At 36.2% G+C, this 24,336-nt stretch carries 13 protein-coding genes and 8 pseudogenes; 12 read left to right on the top strand and 9 right to left on the bottom strand.

What is annotated here, in order from left to right:
• Both rnr and rpiB read right to left on the bottom strand, forming a co-directional pair.
• Positions 1 to 2,105, bottom strand: a pseudogene (gene rnr, locus OWR28_RS23690) (ribonuclease R).
• Between the two features lie 382 nt (positions 2,106 to 2,487).
• Positions 2,488 to 2,922 carry a ribose 5-phosphate isomerase B gene (gene rpiB / locus OWR28_RS23685; protein WP_002982040.1) on the bottom strand — a complete coding sequence of 145 codons (435 nt, stop codon included), beginning with the start codon at positions 2,920 to 2,922 and terminating at the stop codon, positions 2,488 to 2,490.
• Between the two features lie 642 nt (positions 2,923 to 3,564).
• Here rpiB and OWR28_RS23680 point away from each other — a divergent pair.
• Positions 3,565 to 4,754: pseudogene (locus tag OWR28_RS23680) on the top strand (phosphoglycerate kinase).
• 1,317 nt (positions 4,755 to 6,071) lie between these two features.
• On the opposite strand, the pseudogene OWR28_RS23675 reads toward OWR28_RS23680, so the two are convergent.
• The 6 genes and pseudogenes from OWR28_RS23675 to OWR28_RS23645 form a co-directional block, all read right to left on the bottom strand.
• Positions 6,072 to 6,891: pseudogene (locus tag OWR28_RS23675) on the bottom strand (class I SAM-dependent methyltransferase).
• Positions 6,892 to 7,003: 112 nt separating this feature from the next.
• Positions 7,004 to 8,866, bottom strand: a complete 1,863-nt coding sequence (gene mnmG, locus OWR28_RS23665; RefSeq protein WP_332388766.1) for a tRNA uridine-5-carboxymethylaminomethyl(34) synthesis enzyme MnmG — start codon at positions 8,864 to 8,866, stop codon at positions 7,004 to 7,006.
• Between the two features lie 147 nt (positions 8,867 to 9,013).
• Positions 9,014 to 9,432, bottom strand: a pseudogene (ybeY, locus tag OWR28_RS23660) (rRNA maturation RNase YbeY).
• A 3-nt stretch (positions 9,433 to 9,435) separates the two neighbouring features.
• Positions 9,436 to 11,591 (bottom strand): annotated as a pseudogene (locus tag OWR28_RS23655) (patatin-like phospholipase family protein).
• A gap of 3 nt (positions 11,592 to 11,594) precedes the next feature.
• Positions 11,595 to 14,041, bottom strand: a pseudogene (locus tag OWR28_RS23650) (bifunctional UDP-N-acetylmuramoyl-tripeptide:D-alanyl-D-alanine ligase/alanine racemase).
• A gap of 200 nt (positions 14,042 to 14,241) precedes the next feature.
• Positions 14,242 to 14,829: a thymidine kinase gene (locus tag OWR28_RS23645; RefSeq protein ID WP_002982051.1), complete on the bottom strand. Its 588-nt coding sequence runs from the start codon at positions 14,827 to 14,829 to the stop codon at positions 14,242 to 14,244.
• Between the two features lie 105 nt (positions 14,830 to 14,934).
• Between OWR28_RS23645 and OWR28_RS23640 the strand changes: the two genes are divergently transcribed.
• From OWR28_RS23640 to OWR28_RS23610, 8 genes and pseudogenes are all read left to right on the top strand, one after another.
• Positions 14,935 to 15,963, top strand: coding sequence for a hypothetical protein (locus tag OWR28_RS23640; RefSeq protein WP_332388765.1), 1,029 nt, complete (start codon positions 14,935 to 14,937; stop codon positions 15,961 to 15,963).
• A gap of 20 nt (positions 15,964 to 15,983) precedes the next feature.
• On the top strand, positions 15,984 to 16,208 hold the full coding sequence (locus OWR28_RS23635) for a hypothetical protein (protein ID WP_332388763.1): 225 nt from the start codon (positions 15,984 to 15,986) through the stop codon (positions 16,206 to 16,208).
• On the top strand, positions 16,205 to 16,354 hold the full coding sequence (locus OWR28_RS27350; RefSeq protein WP_494168532.1) for a DUF8457 domain-containing protein: 150 nt from the start codon (positions 16,205 to 16,207) through the stop codon (positions 16,352 to 16,354). The genes OWR28_RS23635 and OWR28_RS27350 overlap by 4 nt, the downstream gene beginning before the upstream one ends.
• Before the next feature lie 2 nt (positions 16,355 to 16,356).
• Positions 16,357 to 17,029: pseudogene (rsmI, locus tag OWR28_RS23630) on the top strand (16S rRNA (cytidine(1402)-2'-O)-methyltransferase).
• A 6-nt stretch (positions 17,030 to 17,035) separates the two neighbouring features.
• Positions 17,036 to 17,995: a hypothetical protein gene (locus OWR28_RS23625; RefSeq protein ID WP_332388762.1), complete on the top strand. Its 960-nt coding sequence runs from the start codon at positions 17,036 to 17,038 to the stop codon at positions 17,993 to 17,995.
• Between the two features lie 82 nt (positions 17,996 to 18,077).
• Positions 18,078 to 18,542 (top strand): WG repeat-containing protein, encoded by a 465-nt coding sequence (locus tag OWR28_RS23620; RefSeq protein ID WP_332388761.1) that lies wholly within the window; start codon positions 18,078 to 18,080, stop codon positions 18,540 to 18,542.
• Positions 18,543 to 18,713: 171 nt separating this feature from the next.
• Positions 18,714 to 19,457, top strand: a complete 744-nt coding sequence (fabG, locus tag OWR28_RS23615; RefSeq protein ID WP_332388760.1) for a 3-oxoacyl-[acyl-carrier-protein] reductase — start codon at positions 18,714 to 18,716, stop codon at positions 19,455 to 19,457.
• A 3-nt stretch (positions 19,458 to 19,460) separates the two neighbouring features.
• Entirely contained in the window at positions 19,461 to 20,780 is a 1,320-nt protein-coding gene (locus tag OWR28_RS23610; RefSeq protein WP_332388759.1) for a DUF6056 family protein, read from the top strand.
• 34 nt (positions 20,781 to 20,814) lie between these two features.
• Here the strand turns inward: OWR28_RS23610 and OWR28_RS23605 are convergent.
• Positions 20,815 to 21,854 (bottom strand): annotated as a pseudogene (locus OWR28_RS23605) (GMP reductase).
• Positions 21,855 to 21,915: 61 nt separating this feature from the next.
• On the opposite strand from OWR28_RS23605, the gene OWR28_RS23600 reads away from it, so the two are divergent.
• From OWR28_RS23600 to OWR28_RS23590, 3 genes are read left to right on the top strand one after another with little or no spacing between them, the layout of a single operon-like run.
• Complete coding sequence (locus OWR28_RS23600; protein ID WP_332388758.1) at positions 21,916 to 22,671, top strand: prolipoprotein diacylglyceryl transferase; 756 nt, start codon at positions 21,916 to 21,918, stop codon at positions 22,669 to 22,671.
• Complete coding sequence (locus tag OWR28_RS23595; RefSeq protein WP_332388757.1) at positions 22,668 to 22,904, top strand: hypothetical protein; 237 nt, start codon at positions 22,668 to 22,670, stop codon at positions 22,902 to 22,904. The genes OWR28_RS23600 and OWR28_RS23595 overlap by 4 nt, the downstream gene beginning before the upstream one ends.
• Before the next feature lie 10 nt (positions 22,905 to 22,914).
• Positions 22,915 to 24,318, top strand: coding sequence for a radical SAM protein (locus tag OWR28_RS23590; RefSeq protein WP_332388756.1), 1,404 nt, complete (start codon positions 22,915 to 22,917; stop codon positions 24,316 to 24,318).
• The last annotated feature ends 18 nt before the right edge of the window (positions 24,319 to 24,336 follow it).

The raw sequence follows: 24,336 nt of genomic DNA, 5'->3' as shown, positions 1-24,336 counted from the left end.
TTACTTCACAATCTGGAAATCCAGCTGTTTCTGAATCAGATTGGCTTTCACCACTTTGATCTGAACTTCGTCTCCCAACTGGTATTTATTACCATGTCTTACTCCATATACAGCATGTGTTTTGGCGTCAAACATGTACGAATCATCAACAAGATCTCTCAGTTTGATCAGACCTTCCGCTCCGTTTTCCGGAATTTCTACCCAGAATCCGAATTCTGCCACTCCGGAAATCACACCTTTGAAAGTTTCTCCTAAATGTTTTTCCATGAATTTCACCTGCATGTATTTGATAGAATCCCTTTCCGCATCTGCTGCCAGTCTTTCCATGGCACTGCAGTGTTTTGCCTTTTCTTCAAGCTCACCTTTGTTTGGAGATTTTCCTCCATCCAGATAATGCTGAAAAAGACGATGGGCCAATAAATCCGGATAACGACGGATAGGAGAGGTAAAATGGCTGTAATATTCAAAACCTAATCCGTAATGCCCGATAGGTTCTGTAGAATATACCGCTTTACTCATACTTCTCATGGCCAGCGTTTCGATCATGTTTTCTTCACCTTTACCTTTTACATCATGAAGAAGCTTATTCAGGGATTCAGCAACTTTTTTGGTATTGGCAAGATTCATTTTATATCCGAAAGTAGCTACAAAGTCTCTCAGTGATTCCAGTTTTGCAGGGTCCGGATCATCATGAACCCTGTAAATAAATGTATTATTGGTGATTTCACCTTTCCTTGTCAGAGATACAAATTCCGATACTTTTTTGTTGGCTAAAAGCATGAATTCTTCGATCAGGTGATTGGAATCTTTACTTATTTTAAAATAAACCCCAACCGGCTCATTATTTTCATCCAGGTTGAATCTTACTTCACTTCTGTCAAAAGTAATAGCTCCTTTTCTGATACGTTCATTACGCATAATTTTTGCCAGCCTGTCAAGAGTATTGATCTCTTCCGCCAGATCTCCTGTCCGGTTTCTATACGTTCCTGGGCCTCTTCATAGGTAAATCTTCTGTCTGAGTGGATTACTGTTCTTCCAAACCACTGTTTCTGGATTTCCGCCTGATCATTCAGTTCAAAGACTGCTGAAAAAGTATATTTATCTTCGTTTGGACGCAGGGAACAGACATCGTTGCTCAATACTTCCGGAAGCATCGGTACAACCCTGTCAACAAGATATACCGAAGTAGCTCTCTGATAGGCTTCATCATCAAGAATAGTTCCCGGAACCACATAATGAGATACATCTGCGATATGAACCCCGATTTCCCAATTTCCGTTTTCCAGTTTTCTTATGGATAAGGCATCATCAAAATCCTTGGCATCTTTAGGGTCAATTGTAAAAGTGCATATTTTACGCATATCCCAGCGTTTTGCAACTTCTTCGTCAGTAATACTTCTGTCAATTTTATCTGCATCAGCTTCTACTTCCTGTGGAAATTCATACGGTAAACCATATTCTGCAAGGATAGAGTGGATTTCTGTCTCATGTTCACCCGGAGCACCCAGTACCTGGATAATTTCACCTTCAGGATTTTTATCCCCTGGTTTCCACTCTGTCATTTTTACGATCACCTTATCTCCATCTTCCGCATTATTGAACTTGGTCTTGGGAATAAAGATATCCGTATTGATTGTTTTTTTATCACAAACTACAAACCCGAAATCTTTGTGAGCTACCTTCTGAAATGTCCCTACAAATTCTGTTCTGTTACGTTCCAAAACTTCCAGAACTGAGCCCTCAAGTTTCTTTCCTTTATAATGATAAGTTATAATAAGAACCTTATCTCCCTGCAGTGCATCCTTCACATTTTTGGCATGAATGAAGATATCGTCTTCCATTCCTTCCACACTTACGTAGGCATTTCCGCTTTGGTTAAAGTCAATAATTCCGGTTAGTGTTCCTGCTATTTTCAGGTTAACAATATATTTTCCGCGCTCCACTTCTTTGATCTTTTCAGATGCCTGAAGTTTATGCAGTGCCTGGATAACAAGTTCCCTCTGTCTTGGATTTTTGTAATCTATACCATCAGCGATTTGTTTGTAATTATAAATTTTGGATGAATTTGCATTCATAAAACGGAGGATCAGTCTTCCGATCTCCATCAGTTTTAAATCATTTTTATGACTTATATATTTTCTTTTTTTGGCATGTTAATTTTCTTTTTTAAATGTTTGGCCTTATCTCAATTCAAATAAAACCTTTTCTAAATCTTCCTTATCCTTATATAAGGTTATTCAATTTCATCATAGATTCTTTCCGTATATCATCAGAAATTATCTTTCAGTTTGCTAACAACGGGAGCTTTAGTTTTGTATAAATTTAATACAATTCTGGAGAAGAAAAGAGAAAAACCTTCTGTTAAATATATTTCCAATATAAAAAAGGCTTTAGAGAATAATAGAGTATTATTTCTATTGGACACTGCAAATGTACGAATAAAAAATAAATAAGGCTTGTAAATCGTTTTACAAGCCTTATTATATGTTAGCAAAATGCAATTTTGTCAACTCTGTTCTGGTGTCTTCCACCTTCAAAGTCTGTTGAAAGAAATTTATCTACAATCTCAATGGCCAGTTCCTTTGATATAAATCTCGCCGGTATCGAAATCATGTTGGCATCATTATGCTGTCTTGCCAGCGTTGCAATCTCCGGCATCCAGCAAAGGGCGCATCTTATTTTCTGATGTTTGTTGGCAGTGATCTGAACTCCGTTTCCGCTTCCGCAGAACAAAATTCCCAGTTCATTTTCTCCGTTTTCCACAGAAGTAGCGGCAGGGTGCACAAAGTCCGGATAATCCACACTGTTTGTGGAAAACGTTCCAAAATCCTGAACTTCAAAATGTTCTGAAAGGTAGTTTTTAACAATCTCCTTATATTCATAGCCTGCATGGTCCGCTGCAACAGCAATTTTTCTTTTCATAATACTCTTATTAAGCTTTTTTAGATTCTATTTCCTTACAAAGGTAAGAATAATAACAATTCGTGTTAGTAAACCGGGAGTTAATTGTGAAAAGGTCTGTGAATAACTGTGGAAAACTTTTATCAACTTTCTATTTTTAAAGATCAATTTATTTCGTAATAGAAAACCTTTCTGCAAAATTTAACCACAACTTTCCAGATGTTTTCTTCAACTATCCCCAGTCTTTTCCATAATAAAATAACTAAGAATTGCTTTATTTCAAAGTTATCAACATTTGTTAATAAGTGTGTGAAACAGCGGGTTTACAAGGATTTATATTGTGAGTTAAATATGAATTGAATAAAAGTTGAGTGTTACCAACTTTCGACCTGAAACTTATCCCCGAAACTAACAATACTCAACAACAACTACATTATTCTTTTTTTAAAAGAGAAAAAATTGTTGATTAATGGGTGATTGGGTTCGGGGAAAGTTTTTGAAAACTTTTATTTTAATCAAACTGTTGAAAAAGTTTAAAACCTTACATTTGTGAAACAAAAATTCAGTGAAATTTATGAAATTGTTCATGCGAGACTTTCCAGGAAGCTAAAACGGATTTGAGCACGGCAGTTTCATGAGGCTTAGAAAAAAATAAATCTATTTATGAAAACAATCAATGATCTTAATTTTAAAGATAAGAAGGCTCTGGTAAGAGTGGACTTCAATGTTCCGCAGGATGATCAACTGAAAGTGACAGACAATACAAGAATTGTTGCTGTAAAACCTACAGTGGATAAGATCCTTAATGATGGTGGTTCTGTCATCTTAATTACCCACCTGGGAAGACCAAAGGGAGAGGTTAAAGATGAATTTTCTCTTAAACATATAGTGAGCGAAGTTTCCAATGTCTTAGGACGTGAAGTAAAGTTTGTTGATGAATGTATCGGTGAAAAAGCAGAGCAGGCTGCAGCTGAACTTAAACCGGGAGAGATCTTGTTATTGGAAAATGTACGTTTTCATAATGAAGAAGAGAAAGGAGATGCTGCCTTTGCAGAAAAGCTTTCTAAACTTGGAGATGCTTATGTAAATGATGCATTTGGTACTGCACACAGAGCTCATGCTTCCACAGCCGTAATTGCACAGTACTTTCCATCAACTAAATATTTCGGTTTACTGATGGCTAAAGAGCTTCAGGCAATCGATAAAGTATTAAAAAGCGGCGAAAGACCTGTTACAGCTATTCTAGGGGGTCTAAAGTTTCAACTAAAATTACCATTATAGAAAATATACTTCCTGCTGTTGATAACCTGATCATCGGAGGAGGTATGGCATTTACCTTTATTAAGGCTCTTGGAGGAAAAATCGGAAATTCTCTTGTTGAAGAAGACAAGCTTCCTTTAGCTCTTGAGATTTTAGGTAAAGCTAAAGAACATAAGGTGAAAGTTTATCTTCCGTCTGATACAATTATTGCAGAAAGTTTTAGTAATGATGCGGAAAGAAAAGAGGCTGATATTTATGCAATCCCTGAAGGATGGATGGGACTTGATGCGGGCCACAAATCCAGAGATCAGTTCAATGATGTACTGTTAAACTCAAGAACTATCCTTTGGAACGGTCCGATTGGAGTTTTCGAAATGTCAAACTTTGCGGGTGGAACTGTAGCGTTAGGTGATAGTATTGCTGAAGCAACCAGACTTGGTGCCTTCTCTTTAGTTGGAGGTGGAGACAGTGTTGCATTCGTTAAGCAATTCGGGTATGCTGATAAAGTAAGTTATGTTTCTACCGGAGGTGGGGCTATGCTTGAAAGTCTTGAAGGACTTGAGTTGCCAGGTGTAGCTGCAATCAACAATTAAAAGGAAAAAATATTTTAAAGCCTGCTAATTATATTAGCAGGCTTTTTTCATCTCAGTAACTTAAAGAAAATCCTTTATTCATGAGTAATTCCAATGTGTTTTAGATATAACTTATGGTTATATAGAGCCATGTTTAGTTTTTTTATCAATTACCTGTATTTTATCGGAATTTCTTTGTCTGTATTTTTCTCTATAATTCTGTAATTTTAAAATTTTATGCTTATTCTTTCCTTGTTTTTTTGAAAATAAATGGTTCGATTTTCAACTGAATATTGTCATTGAAAGATCCATTTTAGAAACATTTTTATGTTTTTCATTTTATACTTATTTTCTTGTCTATGCTCTTGTGGGAGATTAGTCTGACAGTTACTTTAAAGTACCATTTTTGATCCCTGATTTTATAATCCTGAAACAAGATTATTCTTTATATTTCTTTGAGGAAATAATTTGAATTTTATTTTTTATAAAGTAATTCTATAGTTATTTATTTCACATAAATGTGAAGATGTTATATCATTTTGAATATCAATTAATAAACTATTTGTTAAATATATTTATTAGAATCGTTTTTAACTTTGATACTTTGTAAGTAATGTGAAATGAATAAGTTAACAATATTTCTTATCAAATTTTATTGTAACAATGAATTTAAGTCAAATTAGAAATGTTGTGCTGACAGCACGTTCAAATTACATCTACTGCTTTTTAGGTTGATTTATAATTTTGTTTTGAAAGATTTTATTTTAAGTTAGAAGAAACTGAAGTAAGATGTAAAACTTTGGTTATAAATTCAGATAAGAAGAGTAGGGGAAGTTTTATATTTTTCATTGTTATGTATTCTCTGTTTATTTCTAATAGCTTCCGATTTGCAGAATAAGAATATTTACCGGTCTTGTATTTTCAATTAGGAATACTGAAAAATCGACCTCAATAAATATACTGAAAATCGACTTTCTGTATTTTTCCGTGAATTAGCATGTCAATTTATTTTTAGCGGAAATTATCTTTGTTTTTTGTAAGAATTTAAATTGTAAAATCCAATTTTTTGTTTTGTAGTGACTTTTAGACATCAGGATAAGTTTATAGATAGTAAAGTGAAAATTGAACTCTAACAAAATAATTGTTTAAAATGGAGTAGGGGGAACCTTATTAAAAGTTTCAAGAGTTCACTGAGTCAAAATTATTTTACTTACAATTTCAAGAATAAATAAAAATGAAGTTTATATAAAAAAACTCAGGAGAAAAATTCCTGAGTTTTGTTTTTTTTAGTCAAAATGCCGAAAAATGACCTTCATAAACAGGTCAAAAATCGATTTTCTATCTTTTTTCGATAATATATATCAAACTTGAAAATTCGTTCGAAAATAATGCCTTTATGTTGGAAATTGTTCCATAGACTACTGCTTTTAGCCAAAACAGGGGTGATTTTTTATATTTTTCGCTCAACATGGAGATGTAGTATGAGTCAAGAACCAGTGGTTTTATTTTTCTTAATTTCCAGTCTCGGTTTTTAGAAATTAAATTTTCCATTCCATTTTTTGAAAAGTGATAGATGTGTCTCGGAACATCATAAGCAGCCCAATATTCTTTATAATGTTTTGCATCATATGATGTAGGGTTAGGAACGGCGATAACAAGAAGACCTTTTTCTTTTAATTTTGTATGGAATATATTCAGCATCTCATCCTGGTTCTCAATGTGCTCGAAAACGTGCCAGAGTGTAATAGCATCCAGACTGTTTTCTTCAATCTTATCAATGTCATCCACAATAGAGGCTTTGGATATTTTTCCCTGAGCAGCTTTTCTTGCATCGGCGTCAGGTTCAAAACCGAAAGTCTCAAAATCATTTTCAATATATCTTACAAATTCTCCGGCTCCGCATCCATAATCCATAACTTTAGATCCTTTGTTGATTCTATCTACCAGTATATTTTTTGTACTGAAGATTAAATGACTGAAGAAACTTGTAGAGTTTTTCTTTTAAACTTCCGGAATCCTGGTGATGAGAAATGTAATCTTCGCTTTCATAATATCTTGAAATGTCAGATGGAATAGGGGAGGTTTTAAAAACACCTTTTGTTTCTGTCTCTTTAATTTCAAATATTTCCTGTGAAAGAAAATGATCTTTTATTTTCATTGATATGTTATCTTTTTATAGGGTAAAAAAATTAAGATATTCAAAGTTTTATCACTACAAATATCTTAATTTTTTGTTTTTATTTTTTAATGTTCCACGTGAAACATTTTTTTTAACGTCCCAGATATACTAATAAAACATTGATGTCGGCTGGAGAAACTCCACTTATTCTTCCTGCCTGTGCTATAGTTTTCGGGCGTACATTAGACATTTTCTGCTTCGCTTCTGCAGAAAGGCTGGAAAGCTTGGTATAATCAAAATCTTCAGGAATTTTAATGTTTTCCAAACGGTTCAGTTTAGCAACATTTTCTTTTTCTTTCTCTATGTATCCTTTGTACTTGATATTAATCTCTGCCTGCTCCCTTACTTCATCGTTATATTGAGCAGAAACTTCTTTAATGAAATCAATTTCATCCAGTTTTTCCAATGTCATATTTGGCCTGGTAAGAATCTGTGCTGCTCTGTACGCCTGGTCTACGGGGCTGCTTTCGATAGATTCCAGAATCGGATTGATAATACCTGGCTTTAAAGAAGTTTCTCGAAGGAATTCTTCAAGTAATTGACTTTCAGATACTTTTGTTTCTACGCGTCTTAATCTGTCTTCTTTTGCCAATCCAAGGTTGAAAGCTTTTTCAGTTAGACGAATATCAGCATTATCCTGTCTGAGAAGAAGTCTGTATTCTGCACGTGAAGTAAACATTCTGTAAGGCTCTTCGGTTCCTTTAGTAATCAAATCATCAATAAGTACTCCGATGTATGCTTCATCCCTGTTCAGGATAAATTCACCTTTTTCGTGTACTTTATTATGTGCATTGATCCCTGCTATTAAGCCTTGACCTGCCGCTTCTTCATAACCTGTTGTTCCGTTAATCTGTCCTGCGAAATATAAATTATCAATAATTTTAGTTTCCAGGGTATGTTTTAATTGGGTAGGAGGGAAGTAATCATATTCAATAGCATAACCTGGACGGAAAACTTTTACGTTTTCAAATCCCGGGATATGTTTCATTGCTTTAATCTGTACATCCTCCGGAAGAGAAGAGCTGAATCCGTTTACGTAGATTTCAACAGTTTTCCATCCTTCCGGTTCTACGAAAAGCTGGTGTCTGTTTCTTTCTGCAAAACGGTTAATTTTATCTTCAATACTTGGGCAGTATCTTGGACCTAAACTTTGGATTGTACCATTGAACATTGGACTTCTGTCGAAGCCTTCTCTCAAAATGTCGTGTACAGTTTCGTTAGTATAAACAATATGACAGCTTAATTGTTTTGTCAGTTTCGGGGTATCAAGATAGCTGAACTTTTGAGGATTTTCATCTCCTTTCTGTTCTTCCATTTTTGAATAATCCAGGCTTCTTCCATCTACTCTCGGTGGAGTACCGGTTTTCATTCTGCCTGCTTCGAAACCTAAAGTGACCAGTTGCTCTGTAATTCCAAAAGCTCTTGGTTCACCCATTCTTCCTCCGCCTAATTGTTTATCTCCAACGTGAATTAATCCGTTAAGAAAAGTTCCGTTGGTAAGAACCACAGACCTTCCTTTGATCTCAATTCCTAAAGAAGTAACTACTCCTGTTACTTTATTATTTTCAACAATCAGTTGTTTCACCATATCCTGAAAGAAATCAAGATTGGGAGTATTCTCTAATGCTAAGCGCCACTCTTCAGCAAAAAGCATTCTGTCATTTTGGGTTCTCGGAGACCACATCGCAGGACCTTTTGAAAGATTCAGCATCTTGAATTGTATCGCAGATTTGTCTGCTACAATTCCGGAATATCCTCCCATTGCATCAATCTCTCTTACGATCTGTCCTTTTGCGATTCCGCCCATTGCCGGGTTGCAGCTCATCTGTCCGATGGTCTGCATATTCATTGTAATAAGTAAAGTTTTTGAACCGAGGTTGGCTGCTGCTGCTGCTGCTTCACAACCTGCGTGTCCTGCACCTACTACTATTACATCATATATTTCTGAAATCATTTTTATCTCGCTTGTTTTAAGCTTTAAACCTTATCTTTATAACCAATGTTTCACGTGAAACATTTTTGGAGAATGCACTCTAGGTAAATGTATATTGTTGCTAGAATAGAGTACTTTAGATATGGGACTTTAAGTGATTGTTCAATTTTAAAACTTTAAATCCCTGTATTTATCAAGGTACAGATCTTCCATTCTCCGCATCTCTTTTTCTTCCTCTTCCGTCTTGTCTTTATAGCCTGCCAGATGTAAAATCCCGTGGGCTAAAACCCTTCTTAATTCTTCTTCATAATCTCGGGAAAGGATAGAGGCGTTATCAGAAATGCGCTGCAAAGATACGAAAATCTCTGCGCTTATTGTCTTCCCTTTTACATAATCAAAAGTGATGATGTCTGTATAATAATCATGCTGTAAATAATCCTGATTGATCTTAAGAAGATATTCATCGTCACAGAAAATGTAATTGATTTCTCCTAGTTTTTTCCTTCTGAAAGAATAAGATCTTCCAGCCATTTTTTGTAATCTGTACTTACTGACTCCGGTAAGTTTTCGTAAAAGAACTGTATCATTTTTTAAAACCAGTGCCCTAAAATAACACTGAATATACCTTTTTGGTTGTTTTTAAGTGAGTGGCTGAAGTTTACTTTTATCTGCCCGAAAGGAGATTTGTAACCAGCCGTTATTCCCAGTGAGCTATAATTTACTTTAACTGCATCTTCAAACTTGATATCGTTTGATAAGTTAGCAAAGCTGAAATTTCCACTGATAAAATAGTTTTTGTTGAATTTAAACTGGAGATCATTAGAGGCCAGTATAACATTATTTGTATGAAGCTGGGCAAAATAAAATCCTCCGAAGCTTTTGAAATTAATCAGGTTCTGTTCAAAAATTCCCCTAATCTGTATTGATAATAAACAGGAAGGTTTTCACCAATGGTAACTCCTCCAAATAAATTCAGGCGGTAACTGAACTGCTTACCCAGCGGAATATTAAGCCTGAGATCTGCTTTAATCTGAATGATTCTTTTATCAACCTCGGACTTTAAAAGATCTACTACCTTTCCTTCTGCAGCGAAATATACTCCTTTAGTCGGAAATTCTTTATCATCCTGCGTGTCGGTTTTGATGAAAATATACGGGTTTAAAAAACGGCTGTAACGTTGGTTCTCACCATTGGGGTTTTCTGCCTTAAAATAGTCGTGGCTGATACCGCCACCAATGGCAAATTTGTCTTTCCATACAGACTGTATATAAGCTTCATTTCTGAGCCACTCCCAGCGGTCTACCACATAATTGTCTATATTTTTGATATCAAAGCTCATTCCGGAAGAATAAATTCCAAATCCGGGAATATATCCGTTATCGATAAAATAGTTCAGGTAATACCTCAGGCGGTCTCCAACAACAACATCGAGGGAAAGGTTTGAGTTTTTGAATAAAAGTCTTTTTGCTGAATAATTCAAAAGAAGTCCCGTCTTGAAAACTTCGTCATAATGTAAGCCAAATTTTAAAAAATGACGGGCTTCATCTTCGGTAACATACAGCTTCAGATAATTGGCATCATTTTCCTGAACAATATCATAGTTGATAAAACGGTAGTTGTTTGTAGCAACAAGCTTATCTATCATTTTATTGATGCTTCCATAGGTCTGCAGAGAGGGAGGCGCAGTCCCATTTTACCAAGCGTATAGTTTTTTCCGTAGATTTTACTTCCTTCAATAGAAATGCTGTCTATCTTATAAACATTGGAATAGATTGGATTTATACGTTGTCTGAGGCGGTCAAACGGTCTTTTTGGAAGCTGATCCAGTATATGGGTATATTTCAGTCCTTCCACGTAACCGCTGTCCAGAATTTTCTTTTTATCATCATAACTTGTTGCAGACATCCCTTTCAGATTGGGTTTAATATTGATGTCTGTATATTTATACTGTCTTCTGGTATCTTTTTTATTCCGAAATCAATAACCTGATTCAGAATGGCTATAATGTTGTTTAAATCCTCTCTTTTTGAAAGATCCTGGTTAAGATCCACACCAATGACAATATCGATTCCTTTGTCCTTTAAAGGCTTTGACGGATAGTTTACCGTCATAGCTCCGTCAATATAAATACTGTCTCCGATTTTAACAGGATCCATTAAAGAAGGAAATGCGGAGCTTGCCATAATAGACTGTACAAGATCTCCTTTTTCAAAGATCTGCATATTTCCGCTTTCAAGATTGGTGGCAACACATAAAAAGGGAATAGGCATTTTAGAGAAATCTTCGATATTGGAAACGTTTTTAAAAGTTCTTTAAGAAGATAAACATTTCTCTGGCCGGTGCTGATGGAAGAAGGAAGGGTGATTTTTCCGTTTTTAAGCGGAATGGATAAAAGGTATTTATCTACTGATTTGTTGAAAAAGCTGGCTTCCTGCCGTGATTTCGGATCCATAATCAGAGAATAGAAATCCGTATCCATGACAATTTTTTCTATTTCTTTTCCGGAGTAGCCGGCCGCATACAATCCTCCTACAATAGCCCCCATACTTGTCCCTGAAATATAATCCACTTTCACTCCCAACGAATCTAATACTTTAAGAACCCCGACATGTGAAAAGCCCTTGGCCCCGCCACCGGCAAGTGACAGCCCGATCTTTGCATTCTTGGGAATCACCAGATCTTTTTTTACCTGAGAATGAATCAATAACAGCGGGAATATGAAAAGCAGAATCAGGAGTTTTCTCATAAGTTAGTCTTTTATATAGATCCGTTTCACCCGGGGTGAAATGGAAGTTAATACTTCATAGGTTATCGTTTTGCAGTATCCTGCGAATTCTTTTAAACTTGGGTGTGCATTAAAAACAGTTACCGTGTCACCTTCTTTTACATTCGGAATGTGATCTATATTAATCATCATCATATCCATACAGATATTTCCAACGATAGGTGCCAGTGTTCTGTTAACGCCAACATTTCCTACCTGATTTCCTATCAGCCTTGGGATTCCGTCTGCATATCCTACAGGAATGGTTGCGATTCTGGTAGGATGATCTGTCTTATATCTTCTGCTGTAGCCTACAGATTCTCCGTTTTCCACAGTTGATATCTGTGAAATTACGGTTTTAAAGCTTACGACGGACCGCAATTGCTTCTGAATTTCAGGATCTGCTGATTCTCCAAGCATTCCGATACCGATTCTTACCATTTCATACTGGTGATCTGTATAACTTGTGATTCCGGAAGAGTTCAGGATATGACGGATAGGAGTGTATCCCAGCTTTTCTATAAGATAACTGGAATTTTTTTCGAAAACTTCCAGCTGTTTCAAAGTGAATTCTTTTTCTTCAGGTACATCAGAAGAAGAAAGATGGCTGAACAAACTTTGTACTTTTAAGTTTTTCTGATTTAAAGTTTCGCTTAACTGATCCAGTTCAAAATCTTTAAAGCCAAGGCGGTGCATTCCTGTTTCCAGTTTGATATGAATAGGGTATTTTTTATCATATCCTGATTTCTGAACGGCTTCATAAAATAATTCCAAAACTCTGAAGCTGTAAATTTCAGGTTCCAGGTTGTATTCTATAATAGTCTGATAACTGTGCTGCTCAGGATTCATTACAATAATAGGAGTCGTAATTCCTTTCTTTCTCAGCTCCACACCCTCATCTACATAAGCAACTCCAAGATAGTCTATATGATGATGCTGAAGGAATTCTGATACTTCAAAACTTCCCAGACCGTAGGCATTGGCTTTTACCATAGCCATCATTTTCGTTCCCGGTTTCAGCAGTGATTTATGATAGTTGATGTTATGAAGAATGGCATTAAGGTTTATTTCCAATACGGTATCATGCTTTCTGAGTTCCAGAATATCTTTAAGTTTTTCGATCTCAAATTTTCTGGCACCTTTCAGCAGGATGATCTGATTTTCTATTTCAGTAAGATGTTTACTTTCAATAAGCTCTTTAGTGTCAATAAAAGTAAAGGTTTTAGCTTTAAATAATTCACTGAATATGGAAATTTCTTTACCGATCAGGAATACCGAATCAAAATTCTGATCATTCACCAGCTCTGCTACTTCTTCATACAATTCTTTGGCATTGGTGCTCACGCCTACGATGTCTGTCAGGACCAGAGATTTTTTTGCTTTATTGTATTCATTCAAAAACTGCAGGGCAGTCTTCAAAGAGTCGAGGTCAAGGTTGAAAGAATCATTGATGACAATATTGCCCTTAATTCCTTCAATGGCTTCAAGCCTCATTTCGACGGCCTTTAAAAGGTTGATTTTTTCGACGATCTTTTTATTTCCGATATTCAGTTCCTTGAGGACTGTGATAAGCGCCATAGCATTGGTTAACGTCGCTTCGTCTCTCTTATGGGCCGGAAAACTGATTTCTTCGCCAAAATATTCAACAATTATATTTTCATCTTTGGAAATATTGCTTTTGATGAAAACCTGGTTCTCTTTTTTGAAACCATAAGCAATTAGTTTTTTATCAGAATAGGCGTTTTTAATTTTTTGATCAACTAGGGAATTGTCACCATTATAAATGATCACTTCAGAATTCTTAAAAAGACTGATTTTTTCATTAATCAATTCTTCTTCGGAAGAAAAGTTGGCAGCATGAGCTGTTCCGATGTGTGTCAGCAATCCGATCTGAGGATGGAAAATATTTTCAAGTTTTTCCATTTCGTGCGGTTTTGAGATTCCCACTTCAAAAATTCCCAGCTGATGAGAATCATTGATCTGAAGAAGAGATAATGGTAATCCAATCTGGGAATTGAAACTCTTTGGACTTTTTACAGTAGGAAATTCATTCCACAGACATTGATATAACCATTCTTTTAAAATGGTTTTTCCATTACTTCCTGTAATTCCGATAGATTGTAAATGAGAATTTTCGAAATGATATTTTGCTAATTTCTGAAGAAACGCTACGGAATTTTCAACAATGATCAGGTTATATTTTCAAACTCCTGATAATGATGTTCAGAAATAATGACCTTAATACCCCTGTCCATTGCAGATTCAATAAATTTTTCCCCGGAATTTTTATGAGTATTGATCGCGATAAATGCTGTATTTTTGATAGAATAAATAATCCTGCTGTCATACGCTATATTTTTGATCAATAAATTTCCGTCTCCAATGATCTGTGCATTGGTGATCTCTGCAATGTGTTGTGCTGTATAGTTCATTGGTACCCTTTCTGCTTTATTTTAGACGAAATCGCAAAAAGGTAAAATAGTAAAAGGGGCTAAGATTTATTACATCATCCGGTTTTTTCCTTTTTAATATTTTACGATAGCTTTTTCGCTTTTCATTTTATATTAAGTTAAATATATTCTTAATGGTTTTGGCAACAGCTGATTCATAATGTAGCAGCTTCGCCTTCCGGTTATTTTCTTTTTGAAAGTACTTCGTCAATAAAAACACGGCGGCTTACTGCTTCATAGCTTTCTGTTTCTCCCAATTCTACCAGGTTATCTCCCTGGGAAATTCTCATGGAATAATTGGCAAGATTACCCGTTCTCTTACAAATAGCATGCACTTTTGTAACATATTCGGCAGTAGCCATCAGATTCGGCATAGGCCCGAACGGACGGCCCAGAAAATCCATATCCAACCCTGCGATAACTACTCTGATACCGCTATTGGCAAGCTGATTGGCAATATCAACAATGCTTTCATCGAAAAACTGAGCTTCATCAATTCCTACAACATCACAATTGGATGCCAGCAGAAGAATTTCATTTGGATTCTCTACTGCTGTACTGCGGATCTTATTCTGATTGTGGGAAACTACATCCTCTTCAGAATACCGTACATCCAGCTTAGGTTTAAAAATTTCCACATTCTGTCCTGCCATTTCTGCTCTTCGCAACCTGCGGATAAGTTCCTCGGTTTTACCGGAAAACATAGAGCCGCAAATCACTTCCATCCAACCGCTTTGTTTGGAATGATTAATTGTATTTTCTAAAAACATTTGTTAAATTAGCCGTATATTTTTAACATCAAAAGTAAGCAATTTTAATAAGAATCTTATTATGCAGAATATCCAAGATTTAAAGGAAAAGATTTTTTTGAATCCATGAATATCATTGATAATCTGGACAAAATAAGTCACATAGACGAATTACTTTCTAAGCAAGATCTTGTGGATGAGCTTGCTAACAGGATTTCTTTTTTGAAACTGCTGGAAAAAAATATTGAATACTTCGTCGCAGACAATCCGGTGCAGAACCCGGACAGCCAGTATGTCTCTTTTGCTTCAGGAGAAACAGAACATCATGATGCAAACGAAGTGACCGAAGAGGAAGCTATTTTCAATAATGAACTGAATGAAATTGACGAGAATGAAATTTTCCCTGACGGATCTGAAGAAGAAGCGGTTTTTAATAATCAGCTGAATGAAATTGTTGAAAACGAATTTCATGAAAATATAGTGAGCTTTGTAGAAAAAAGTTACACTGAAAATACTGAGGGCCAGATTTCTGACCATGAAATACAGGAAGAAGAAGCCGTGTTTAATAATCAGTTGAATGAAATTGATGAAACAGAAATATCAGCAGAACAAAGAGCCGTTCTGAACTTTGTAGATGAAGATAAAATTCTCGCAGATTCCACACCGGATTCAGATGAAGATCTTAATGAAGATCTTTATTACCATGAAGTAACTGAAGAAGAAGCGATTTTCAATAATCAGCTTAATGAAATAGAAGACGAGGAAAAATTTCTGAACAGGAATCAAAAAGAAGTTGATTCTGCGATCGTAAATGATACCAAAACATCAGTTACAGAGACAATTCCAAGTATTTTTGACAGCGAAACACTGGAAGACGAAATCCTGATCGAAGAAAGCGAAGAACAGTTTGTAGCTTCAAATGTTTCGATAGAGCAGGGAGAGATGGCTACTGAAACTTCCAATGTGGAAAATATTCTGAGCGAGATAAAAAATGATCATTCAGCAGAAGAAACAAAAGAAGAAAGCATCCTTGCCGAAGTTTATGACCGGAGAAAAATTGTTGAAATTGACAAACCTGTTCGCGAAGAAACCGATAAAAATCCTTCCGATGAGAGCTTTGAAAATTTAGAAGAATACCATCGGGAGAAAAAATAAAATTAGCCAATATCAAAGGAATGAAGGCTGTTCAGTCGCTTTTCGATGACGACCATCTGGAAAGAGATCTTCCTAAAGAAGAAAAACCGGCTCCGGCTGTGAAGGAAGACACGGGAAGTATCCTGAAATCCAATATTCCAACCAACTTCATGGAAGCAGACAAGCTGAAACCTGAATTTAAGCTGGATCTTAATGACAGGCTTGCCTTCACGAAGATGCTTTTGAAGGAAGCCAGGCAGATCTGAATGATACGGTATACCAGCTGAATCAGTTCAGGACACTGGATGAAGCCAAAGAATATCTGAGCGATCTGTACTACGAAAGAAAATGGAATAAAGTGGATGAATATGCCCAGAGGCTTTGGATATTGGTGGAAAATAAATTCTTATAATTTTGAGCGGAATCCTATATTTTGTTCCCACACCTGTCGGGAACCTTGAAGATATGACCTTCAGGGCAGTAAACGTCCTGAAAGAAGTTGATTATATTTTATGTGAAGATACCAGAACTTCCGGTGTGCTTTTAAAACATTTTGAGATCTCGAAGCCTTTAAAATCTTATCATTTGCATAATGAGCATCAGGCGACGGAAAAAGTGATTGCAGACCTTAAAAACGGCCAGAATATCGCTATTGTTACCGACGCAGGAACTCCCGGTATTTCGGATCCCGGATATCTGCTGGCAAAAGCGGGGGCAGACAACAATATTGAAATGATCTGCCTTCCCGGGGCTACTGCTTTGATTCCTGCCCTTGTAGTTTCAGGACTGCCCAATAATGAATTTCTATTCGCAGGATTTCTACCTCAGAAAAAGGAAGACAAACCAAACTGAAGCAGCTTGCTGAGGAAAAAAGACCATAGTTCTTTACGAAAGTCCCCATAAGATCAACACCACTCTGGAGCAGATTAAGGAGTTCTTTGGAGAAGAAACCAAAGTAAGCTTAAGCCGTGAGATTTCCAAGAAATTTGAAGAAACCAAACGTGGGACAATCAATGAATTAATTGAGTTTTCCAAAAGTAAAACTTTAAAAGGAGAGATTGTTCTTATTGTCAATAATTCTATTTAATTTTCCTTGAAAAAATTAGTTTTTGTATTATGTTCTGTAGTCTGTACAGCACAGACTAATCAGTATATGAAAGTAATCCTGTCGAAAAAAACAGGAAAAGAGATCAGTTCTTATTCTGAAGGATACGGAACAGCTTACGATCCCAGATCTAAAAAACAAGGTATTATAGATTCTTTGGGGAATATCACATTTGAATCTCCAGGGAGAAGTGTTTATCATATTTTCAAAAACCGGTTTATCCTGGATTCTGAAGAAGGAAGCAGCCGGAAATCAGCAGTTATTGATGAAAAAGGAAATGAGATTATTCCATTGGACAATCAGGAATTTAATACGCCCTGGTGGAGCAGAGAGCGGATTATTTCATCAAAACAGAATGCAGAAGCAGTCTTCGACTTTAACGGAAAGCAAATTATTCCTTACTCAGAAAAGATCCGTTTTTCAGGAAAGAACAGATTTTTTGTTTTAAAAGATAAAAAATGGTTCCTGTATGATCTTCACGGAACGCAGCTCAGTACCAGGGAGTTTAAAGAAGATTACAATTTTGAAGAGGATAAAGCACTCATCATTAATGAAGATGGTCAGAGCGAAATCATAGGAAGTAATGGCCAGACCTTACATACATTTTCTCAACAGGTGATCAACATCAGTGCTTATCCCTATCTGATTACCAGAAATAAAAGTACAGGCAAATATGGTTTGATCGATGCAGACGGAATTACGATTGCTGAAGAAATTTTTAATGATATCACTCCTGAATATTTCGGAAGAAGGGAATATATCTATTTCGGTAAAAACGGCAAAACAACTGTTTTCAGTAAGAAAGACAGGAAGCTGTATTCCCTGGCTTATCAATATCTGAATCCTTTACCGGATAAGTATTTCAGTACATATAACGATAAAACAAAGAAATATGGTGTTGTAGACCTTGAGGAAAGGTTATTTTTCCTCAGGAATATGATTTCATAAGAAGCTTTACCATTTCCGGAAAAGACTTTATTTATCTTAAAAAGGAAATGAAGAGAAATTTCTCGATAATGATCTTAAGAATATGATAGAAGAAGGATTTCAGGTTTTTGGCTTTTATCCTGATGATCTCATTATTGGAAAGGACAATACATATTACAGCTTTTCAGTGGCCGGAAAAAGGTTGAAAGAATTAAAAAATATCAGCTGGATAAAGAATGAGGATGTTGGATATTTTAATCCTCTTAACCAGTACTCCAAACCTTTGGTTTGCAGGAATACTGATAATTTTTATGGCATTCTGGATGGGAAAGGAACAGAAATTGTACCCTTTGTTTACGAAGATATCATAACTTTCGGGAATGCTGAAAATGAAATTGTAGTGAAAAAAGAAGGGAAGTTCGGCGTTTCCAATTTCCAGAATGAGCCTCTGAAAGAAATTGTGTATGATAAATATTTCTGGCAGAAAGAAGTACTGAGGCTGGATCAAAACAAAAAAAGTGATTTTATCTATTTCACCAGATTTAAAAATAATTCTGCCCAACTATAATAAATATAAATAATCATCAAAAAAAGATGAGTATTTTAACAATTTAAATGGGTTGAATAACAATTTATAATATCTTTGCAAACCGTTTAATTCCGGAAAGGAATTGTAGAGACTACAAGAGTCAGCTCACACAAGCTGAATGAGTTATAAAGAAAATAATTGTCAATAGATATGAAAATATTAGAAGGAAAAGTAGCACTAATTACCGGAGCTACAAGAGGAATCGGTAAAGGTATCGCTGAAATGTTTGCCCAGCAGGGAGCAAAAGTAGCATTTACCTACGCCGGCTCTGTAGACAAAGCAAAAGAATTAGAAGCAGCTTTAAGTTCTGTAACCCAAATTAAAGGATATCAGTCTGACGCATCAGATTATGATGCTGCTCAGAAATTGGTGGATGAAGTAATGACAGAGTTCGGGCAGATTGATATTTTGGTAAACAATGCAGGGATTACAAAAGATAACCTGTTATTGAGAATGTCCAAAGAAGATTGGGATAAAGTAATCAAAGTAAACCTGGATTCAGTTTTCAACCTTACGAAAGCGGTAATCAAACCAATGATGAAAGCAAGATCAGGTTCTATCATCAATATGACTTCTGTAGTAGGAGTGAAAGGAAATGCCGGACAGGCCAATTATGCAGCTTCTAAAGCAGGGGTAATAGGGTTTACAAAATCAGTAGCGTTGGAATTAGGATCTAGAAATATCAGGTGTAATGCTATTGCTCCTGGATTTATTGAAACGGAAATGACGGCTGTCCTGGATGAAAAAACAGTTCAGGGATGGAGAGAAGAAATTCCGATGAAGAGAGGAGGACAGCCTGCAGATATCGCGAATGCATGTGTATTCCTGGGCAGCGAAATGTCAGCATATATTACCGGACAGACATTAAACGTTGACGGTGGAATGTTAACCTAGAAAATGAAAAAAGTACAGAATATAATAGTATTCTTGTCAGTTTTACTATTCATCGGTCTGACGTACATTAGTTTTTTTAATGTATATCAGACCGATGATTATTTCTGGTCCTATACTACCAGAAAGCTTGGGCTGCTGCAAAGCTTTATAGACACCTATACACAATGGGGCGGAAGATATTTCGGATATTCCATTAATATGTTTAATCCTGTCTTCTATGACAGCAATAATATTGTCCCCAAAATATATCCTGTCTTTCTGATCTTCTCTTTCATTGGAGTTTCGGTATTAAACTTTAAAGGGTATTTCAACTATTCTCTGAAGGAGTCCGTTAAAAAAGGATTTCTTTTGTTTTTCTTTTATACAGTCCTTCTGGTAAGCTTACCGGAACATTACTTCTGGATTACGGGGTCCAATATTTATTTTGTTCCTGTTATTCTATCCGGTATTTTACTTTATTTTTTCAGAAAATATGAAGATACAGACAGGAAGATATGGTTTTACCTTTCAGCTTTGCTGATCCTCATTCTGATGGGATCTAATGAGATTCTGGCATTGATTCTTGAAGGGCTTTTATTAGTGACCTGTTACCGGAAACGCAATAAAGAAAGCTTGATCCTGGCATTGCTGGGAACCGTATTTCTGCTCATATGTTTTCTCGCACCCGGAAATTTCAACAGAATGGGGGAAGTGGAAAAAGGAATTGTTAAATGGCTGAAAAGAGCTGCTCTTTTCGGGGCGGATACTGCATATGTAGTATTTAAGGTGATTCTTATATTACCGTTATTTATAAAGGTTTTTGAAGAAGAACTTAAAAAGATTGCTGGTAAGGTTACATACAGGCAGGCTGTTTTATTCTGGTCAGTATCATTGCTCCCTTTGTTATTTACAAGCTATATTCTCACCTCTGTTGCAAGACAGTTCGAAAGTATACTTTTTTATTTTCTGCTTACTTTTTCACTGTTATTATATTTTAAATGGAAAAAGATTAAAAAGTTCTGGTGGCTTTCCCTTCTCATTGTTTTGCTTCCGGAGCTCAAAATTTTCCCCGGAAAATATTCTTACTTTAATATTGATTTTAATAATGAAAATATAATAATGGAAGTTCTGGATACAGATCTGAAAGAATATGAAAGAGAAATGAACCAAAGAATAGATACCATCAGAAACTCTCCTGAAGATTCAGTTGTGGTGGATAAAATAAAAGAAGTTCCGAGGATTTTATATATGGATGAAATGGCTTCTGTAAAAGAACAGGAGACCTACGTAAATGATCAGCTTCAGAAGTATTTCAATAAAAAATACATCAGAACAAAAGAATAAAGGCTTTAGAATTATTATCTAAAGCCTTTGTTTATTAATCTTTAAAAACCTGGTTTTCCTGTTCCTGAACCCTTATAAAAGTAGTTCGCTTGGAAAGTTCTTTCAGTTTCGAAGCTCCTACATAGGTACATGTAGACCGGACACCTCCTAAAATATCCTTTACTGTTTCAGAAACCGGACCTTTATAAGCTACTTTTACTGTCTTTCCTTCAGAAGCACGGTATTCTGCCACGCCTCCGGAATGCTTATCCATTGCCGTTTTAGAGCTCATCCCATAGAAAAGACGGTATTTTTTACCGTTTTCTTCAATCATTTCTCCGCCGCTTTCATCGTGCCCGGCAAACATTCCTCCCAGCATTACGAAATCTGCACCGCCGCCGAAGGCTTTTGCAACATCACCGGGAACTTTGCATCCTCCGTCAGCAATGATATGTCCTCCTAAGCCGTGGGCAGCATCAGCACATTCAATAATTGCAGAAAGCTGAGGATATCCAACCCCGGTTTTTACTCTGGTAGTACATACGGATCCCGGGCCAATACCTACTTTTATGATATCTGCTCCTACCAGAAGAAGCTCTTCCACCATTTCTCCGGTAACCACATTTCCTGCGATAATAATTTTCTCCGGAAAATTAGCCCTTGCTTTCTTCACAAATTCAACAAAATGCTCAGAATACCCATTGGCTACATCTATACAGAGAAACTCGATTTTTGGATGCTTTTCGAGGATCAGCCTTATTTTTTCTTCATCTGCCTTTCCTGTTCCTGTACTTAAGGCAATATACTGGTGAATACTCTCAGGCTGGCTGTTGAGAAACCGGCTCCATTCATCAGGAGTATAATGTTTGTGAACAGCAGTAATAATTTTTCTTTGGCCAGTTCTACTGCCATTTCAAAAGTCCCTACTGTATCCATATTAGCAGCAATTACCGGAACTCCTGTCCATTTTTTCTTGGTATGCTTAAAGGTAAATTCTCTTTGGAGATCAACTTCCGAACGGGATTTTAAAGTAGAACGCTTAGGGCGGAACATTACATCCTTGAACCCCAGTTTTATGTCATATTCTATACGCATTTTGTAATTATTTGTCAGAATAAAGGTAGTGAATAATATGAAATAGTGTATTTTTGAAATAATGGATTTTCCTGTAACCTTTCATATTTTCGGCAAAACAATCCTTGCGCATCCGCTTTTTGAGGCTGCCGGAATGTTTTTGGGTATGAGATATTATTTTTATCTGAAACGTAAGTCCGGGGAAAAACTTTCTTTCAATACTTCTGCAGCGGTTTTAATAGGCGCTACTGCCGGAGCTTTGATAGGCTCCAAGCTGATCGGAAATCTTGAAAATCCTTATGCATTATTTGAAAATTTTTCTATCAGAAAATTCTGGTCAAACAATACCATTGCAGGAGGTCTGGCCTTTGGCTTACTGGGAGTAGAGCTGGCAAAAAAGATTGTACACCATAAAGAAAGTACGGGAGATCTTATTGTTTTTCCCCTGGTATTTGCTATGATTATAGGCAGAATAGGGTGCTTTCTTACCGGTATTGGTGAAGAAACATATGGTATTCCTACTGATTCTGTTTTTGGAATGCATTTGGGGGACCAATATCTCAGGCATCCTGTTGCTTTGTATGAAATAGCCTTTTTAATTCTTCTTTGGATAGGATTAAAGTATATTCAGAATCGTAAGAAATACCCTTCCGGCTTTATATTTCAGCTGTTTATGCTCAGCTATTTTACATTCAGATTCTTTTTAGATTTTATAAAACCAAAGGTAGAAATCATTGGAAATATGGGTACGATTCAAATGGTCTGTATCTGCGTAATTATTTACTACATTTATAAAATTAAAAATACCGGATCTTTATATTTAAAAGAGTCAAGATGAAAACATTAACTATTTTAGAAGGCAATCTCAATCTGGCAGGGTTGGTGGTAATGATTGTTGGTGCGATTATTTTGGTTGCACTGGTTCTTTCCCTTATTGTCACTGTTGTGACAAAAACCATCTACGAATGGAAAGGAGACCGGAAATTTACCAAAAAACAATTTATCCAGACCATGCTTATATCCCTTCTGATCTGTGGACTGATCAGCGGCTATATTTGCGGAGGACTTTAAAAAATTTGCTATGCCAGTAAGAAATTATACCTATTACGATTATACTATCAGTCTTTGCCCGGAATGTCTTAAAAGGGTAGGAGCTAAAATCATTATTGAGGATGAAACTGTTTTTATGACCAAACGATGTCCGGATCATGGTTTTTTTAAAACAAAAATAGCTTCTGATGCACATTATTATAAAAATATAAGAAACTATAATAAAGCCTCTGAAATGCCCCTTCATTTCGGAACTGATGTGGAATATGGCTGTCCTTATGATTGCGGGCTATGTGTAGATCATGAACAGCATAGCTGTCTTTCAATTGTGGAAGTTACAGACAGGTGTAATCTGACCTGTCCCACCTGTTATGCGATGTCCTCACCTCACTATGGAAGTCACAGAAGCCTGGAAGAAATTGAGGCTATGTTTGATGTTATCGTAAAAAATGAAGGAGAGCCGGATGTAGTGCAGATCAGTGGAGGAGAGCCCACTATTCATCCGGAGTTTTTCAAAATTATGGATATTGCCAAGTCAAAACCAATCAAACATCTGATGCTGAATACCAACGGAATCAGAATAGCCAATGATCCGGGGTTTGCTGAACAATTGGCTACGTATGCTCCTGAGTTCGAGATATACCTTCAGTTTGACTCATTTAAACCTGAAGTACTGGAAGATTTCAGAGGGAAGGATCTTACGGCAGTCAGAATGAAGGCGCTGGAAAAACTCAATGAGCTTAACCTTTCTACCACATTGGTGATTGTCCTTCAAAAAGGTAAAAATATTGATGAAATAGGAAAAATTATAGAATTTGCCCTGAAACAGAAATGTGTAAGAGGTATTACCTTCCAGCCTGTTGAAATTGCCGGAAGAAACCGGGAAGATTCTGCTCATGAAAAAATTACCTTAACTGAAGTAAGGCAGGAAATTATCAATCAGTTTCCGTTATTAAATCCTGATGATATTATTCCTGTTCCCTGTAACCCGGATGCTCTGGCTATGGGATATATCTTAAAACTTCAGGGTGAAACAATTCCTCTGACCCGATATATCAATCCTGCTGATCTTCTGAATAATGAATCAAGAAACACGATTGTTTACGAACAGGATAAGGGATTGCATATGCAGCTGCTGGATATTTTCAGTACGGGGATTTCCGTAGATAAAGTCCAGCCTAAGGTCAATCAGTTATTGTGCTGCCTGCCTGAAGTCTGTGCTCCGGATCTTGGCTATGATAACCTTTTCAGAATAATTATCATGAACTTTATGGATGCTCATGATTTTGATGTAAGGGCAGTGAAAAAGTCATGCGTACATATTGTCAATAAAGATCTGAAGTTAATCCCTTTTGAAACAATGAACCTTTTTTACAGGGATGAGAAAAAGGCTTACCTGGAAGAGCTCAGAAAAGAAGATAAAGTATTATTTTAACAACATAAAAAATAAAGC

Origin of the sequence: Chryseobacterium sp. 1B4 (assembly GCF_036631475.1) — a bacterium.
Classification (GTDB): Bacteria; Bacteroidota; Bacteroidia; order Flavobacteriales; family Weeksellaceae; genus Chryseobacterium.
The sequence above is the reverse complement of the archived record's forward strand: the minus strand, read 5'-3'. Positions and strand labels throughout refer to the sequence as shown.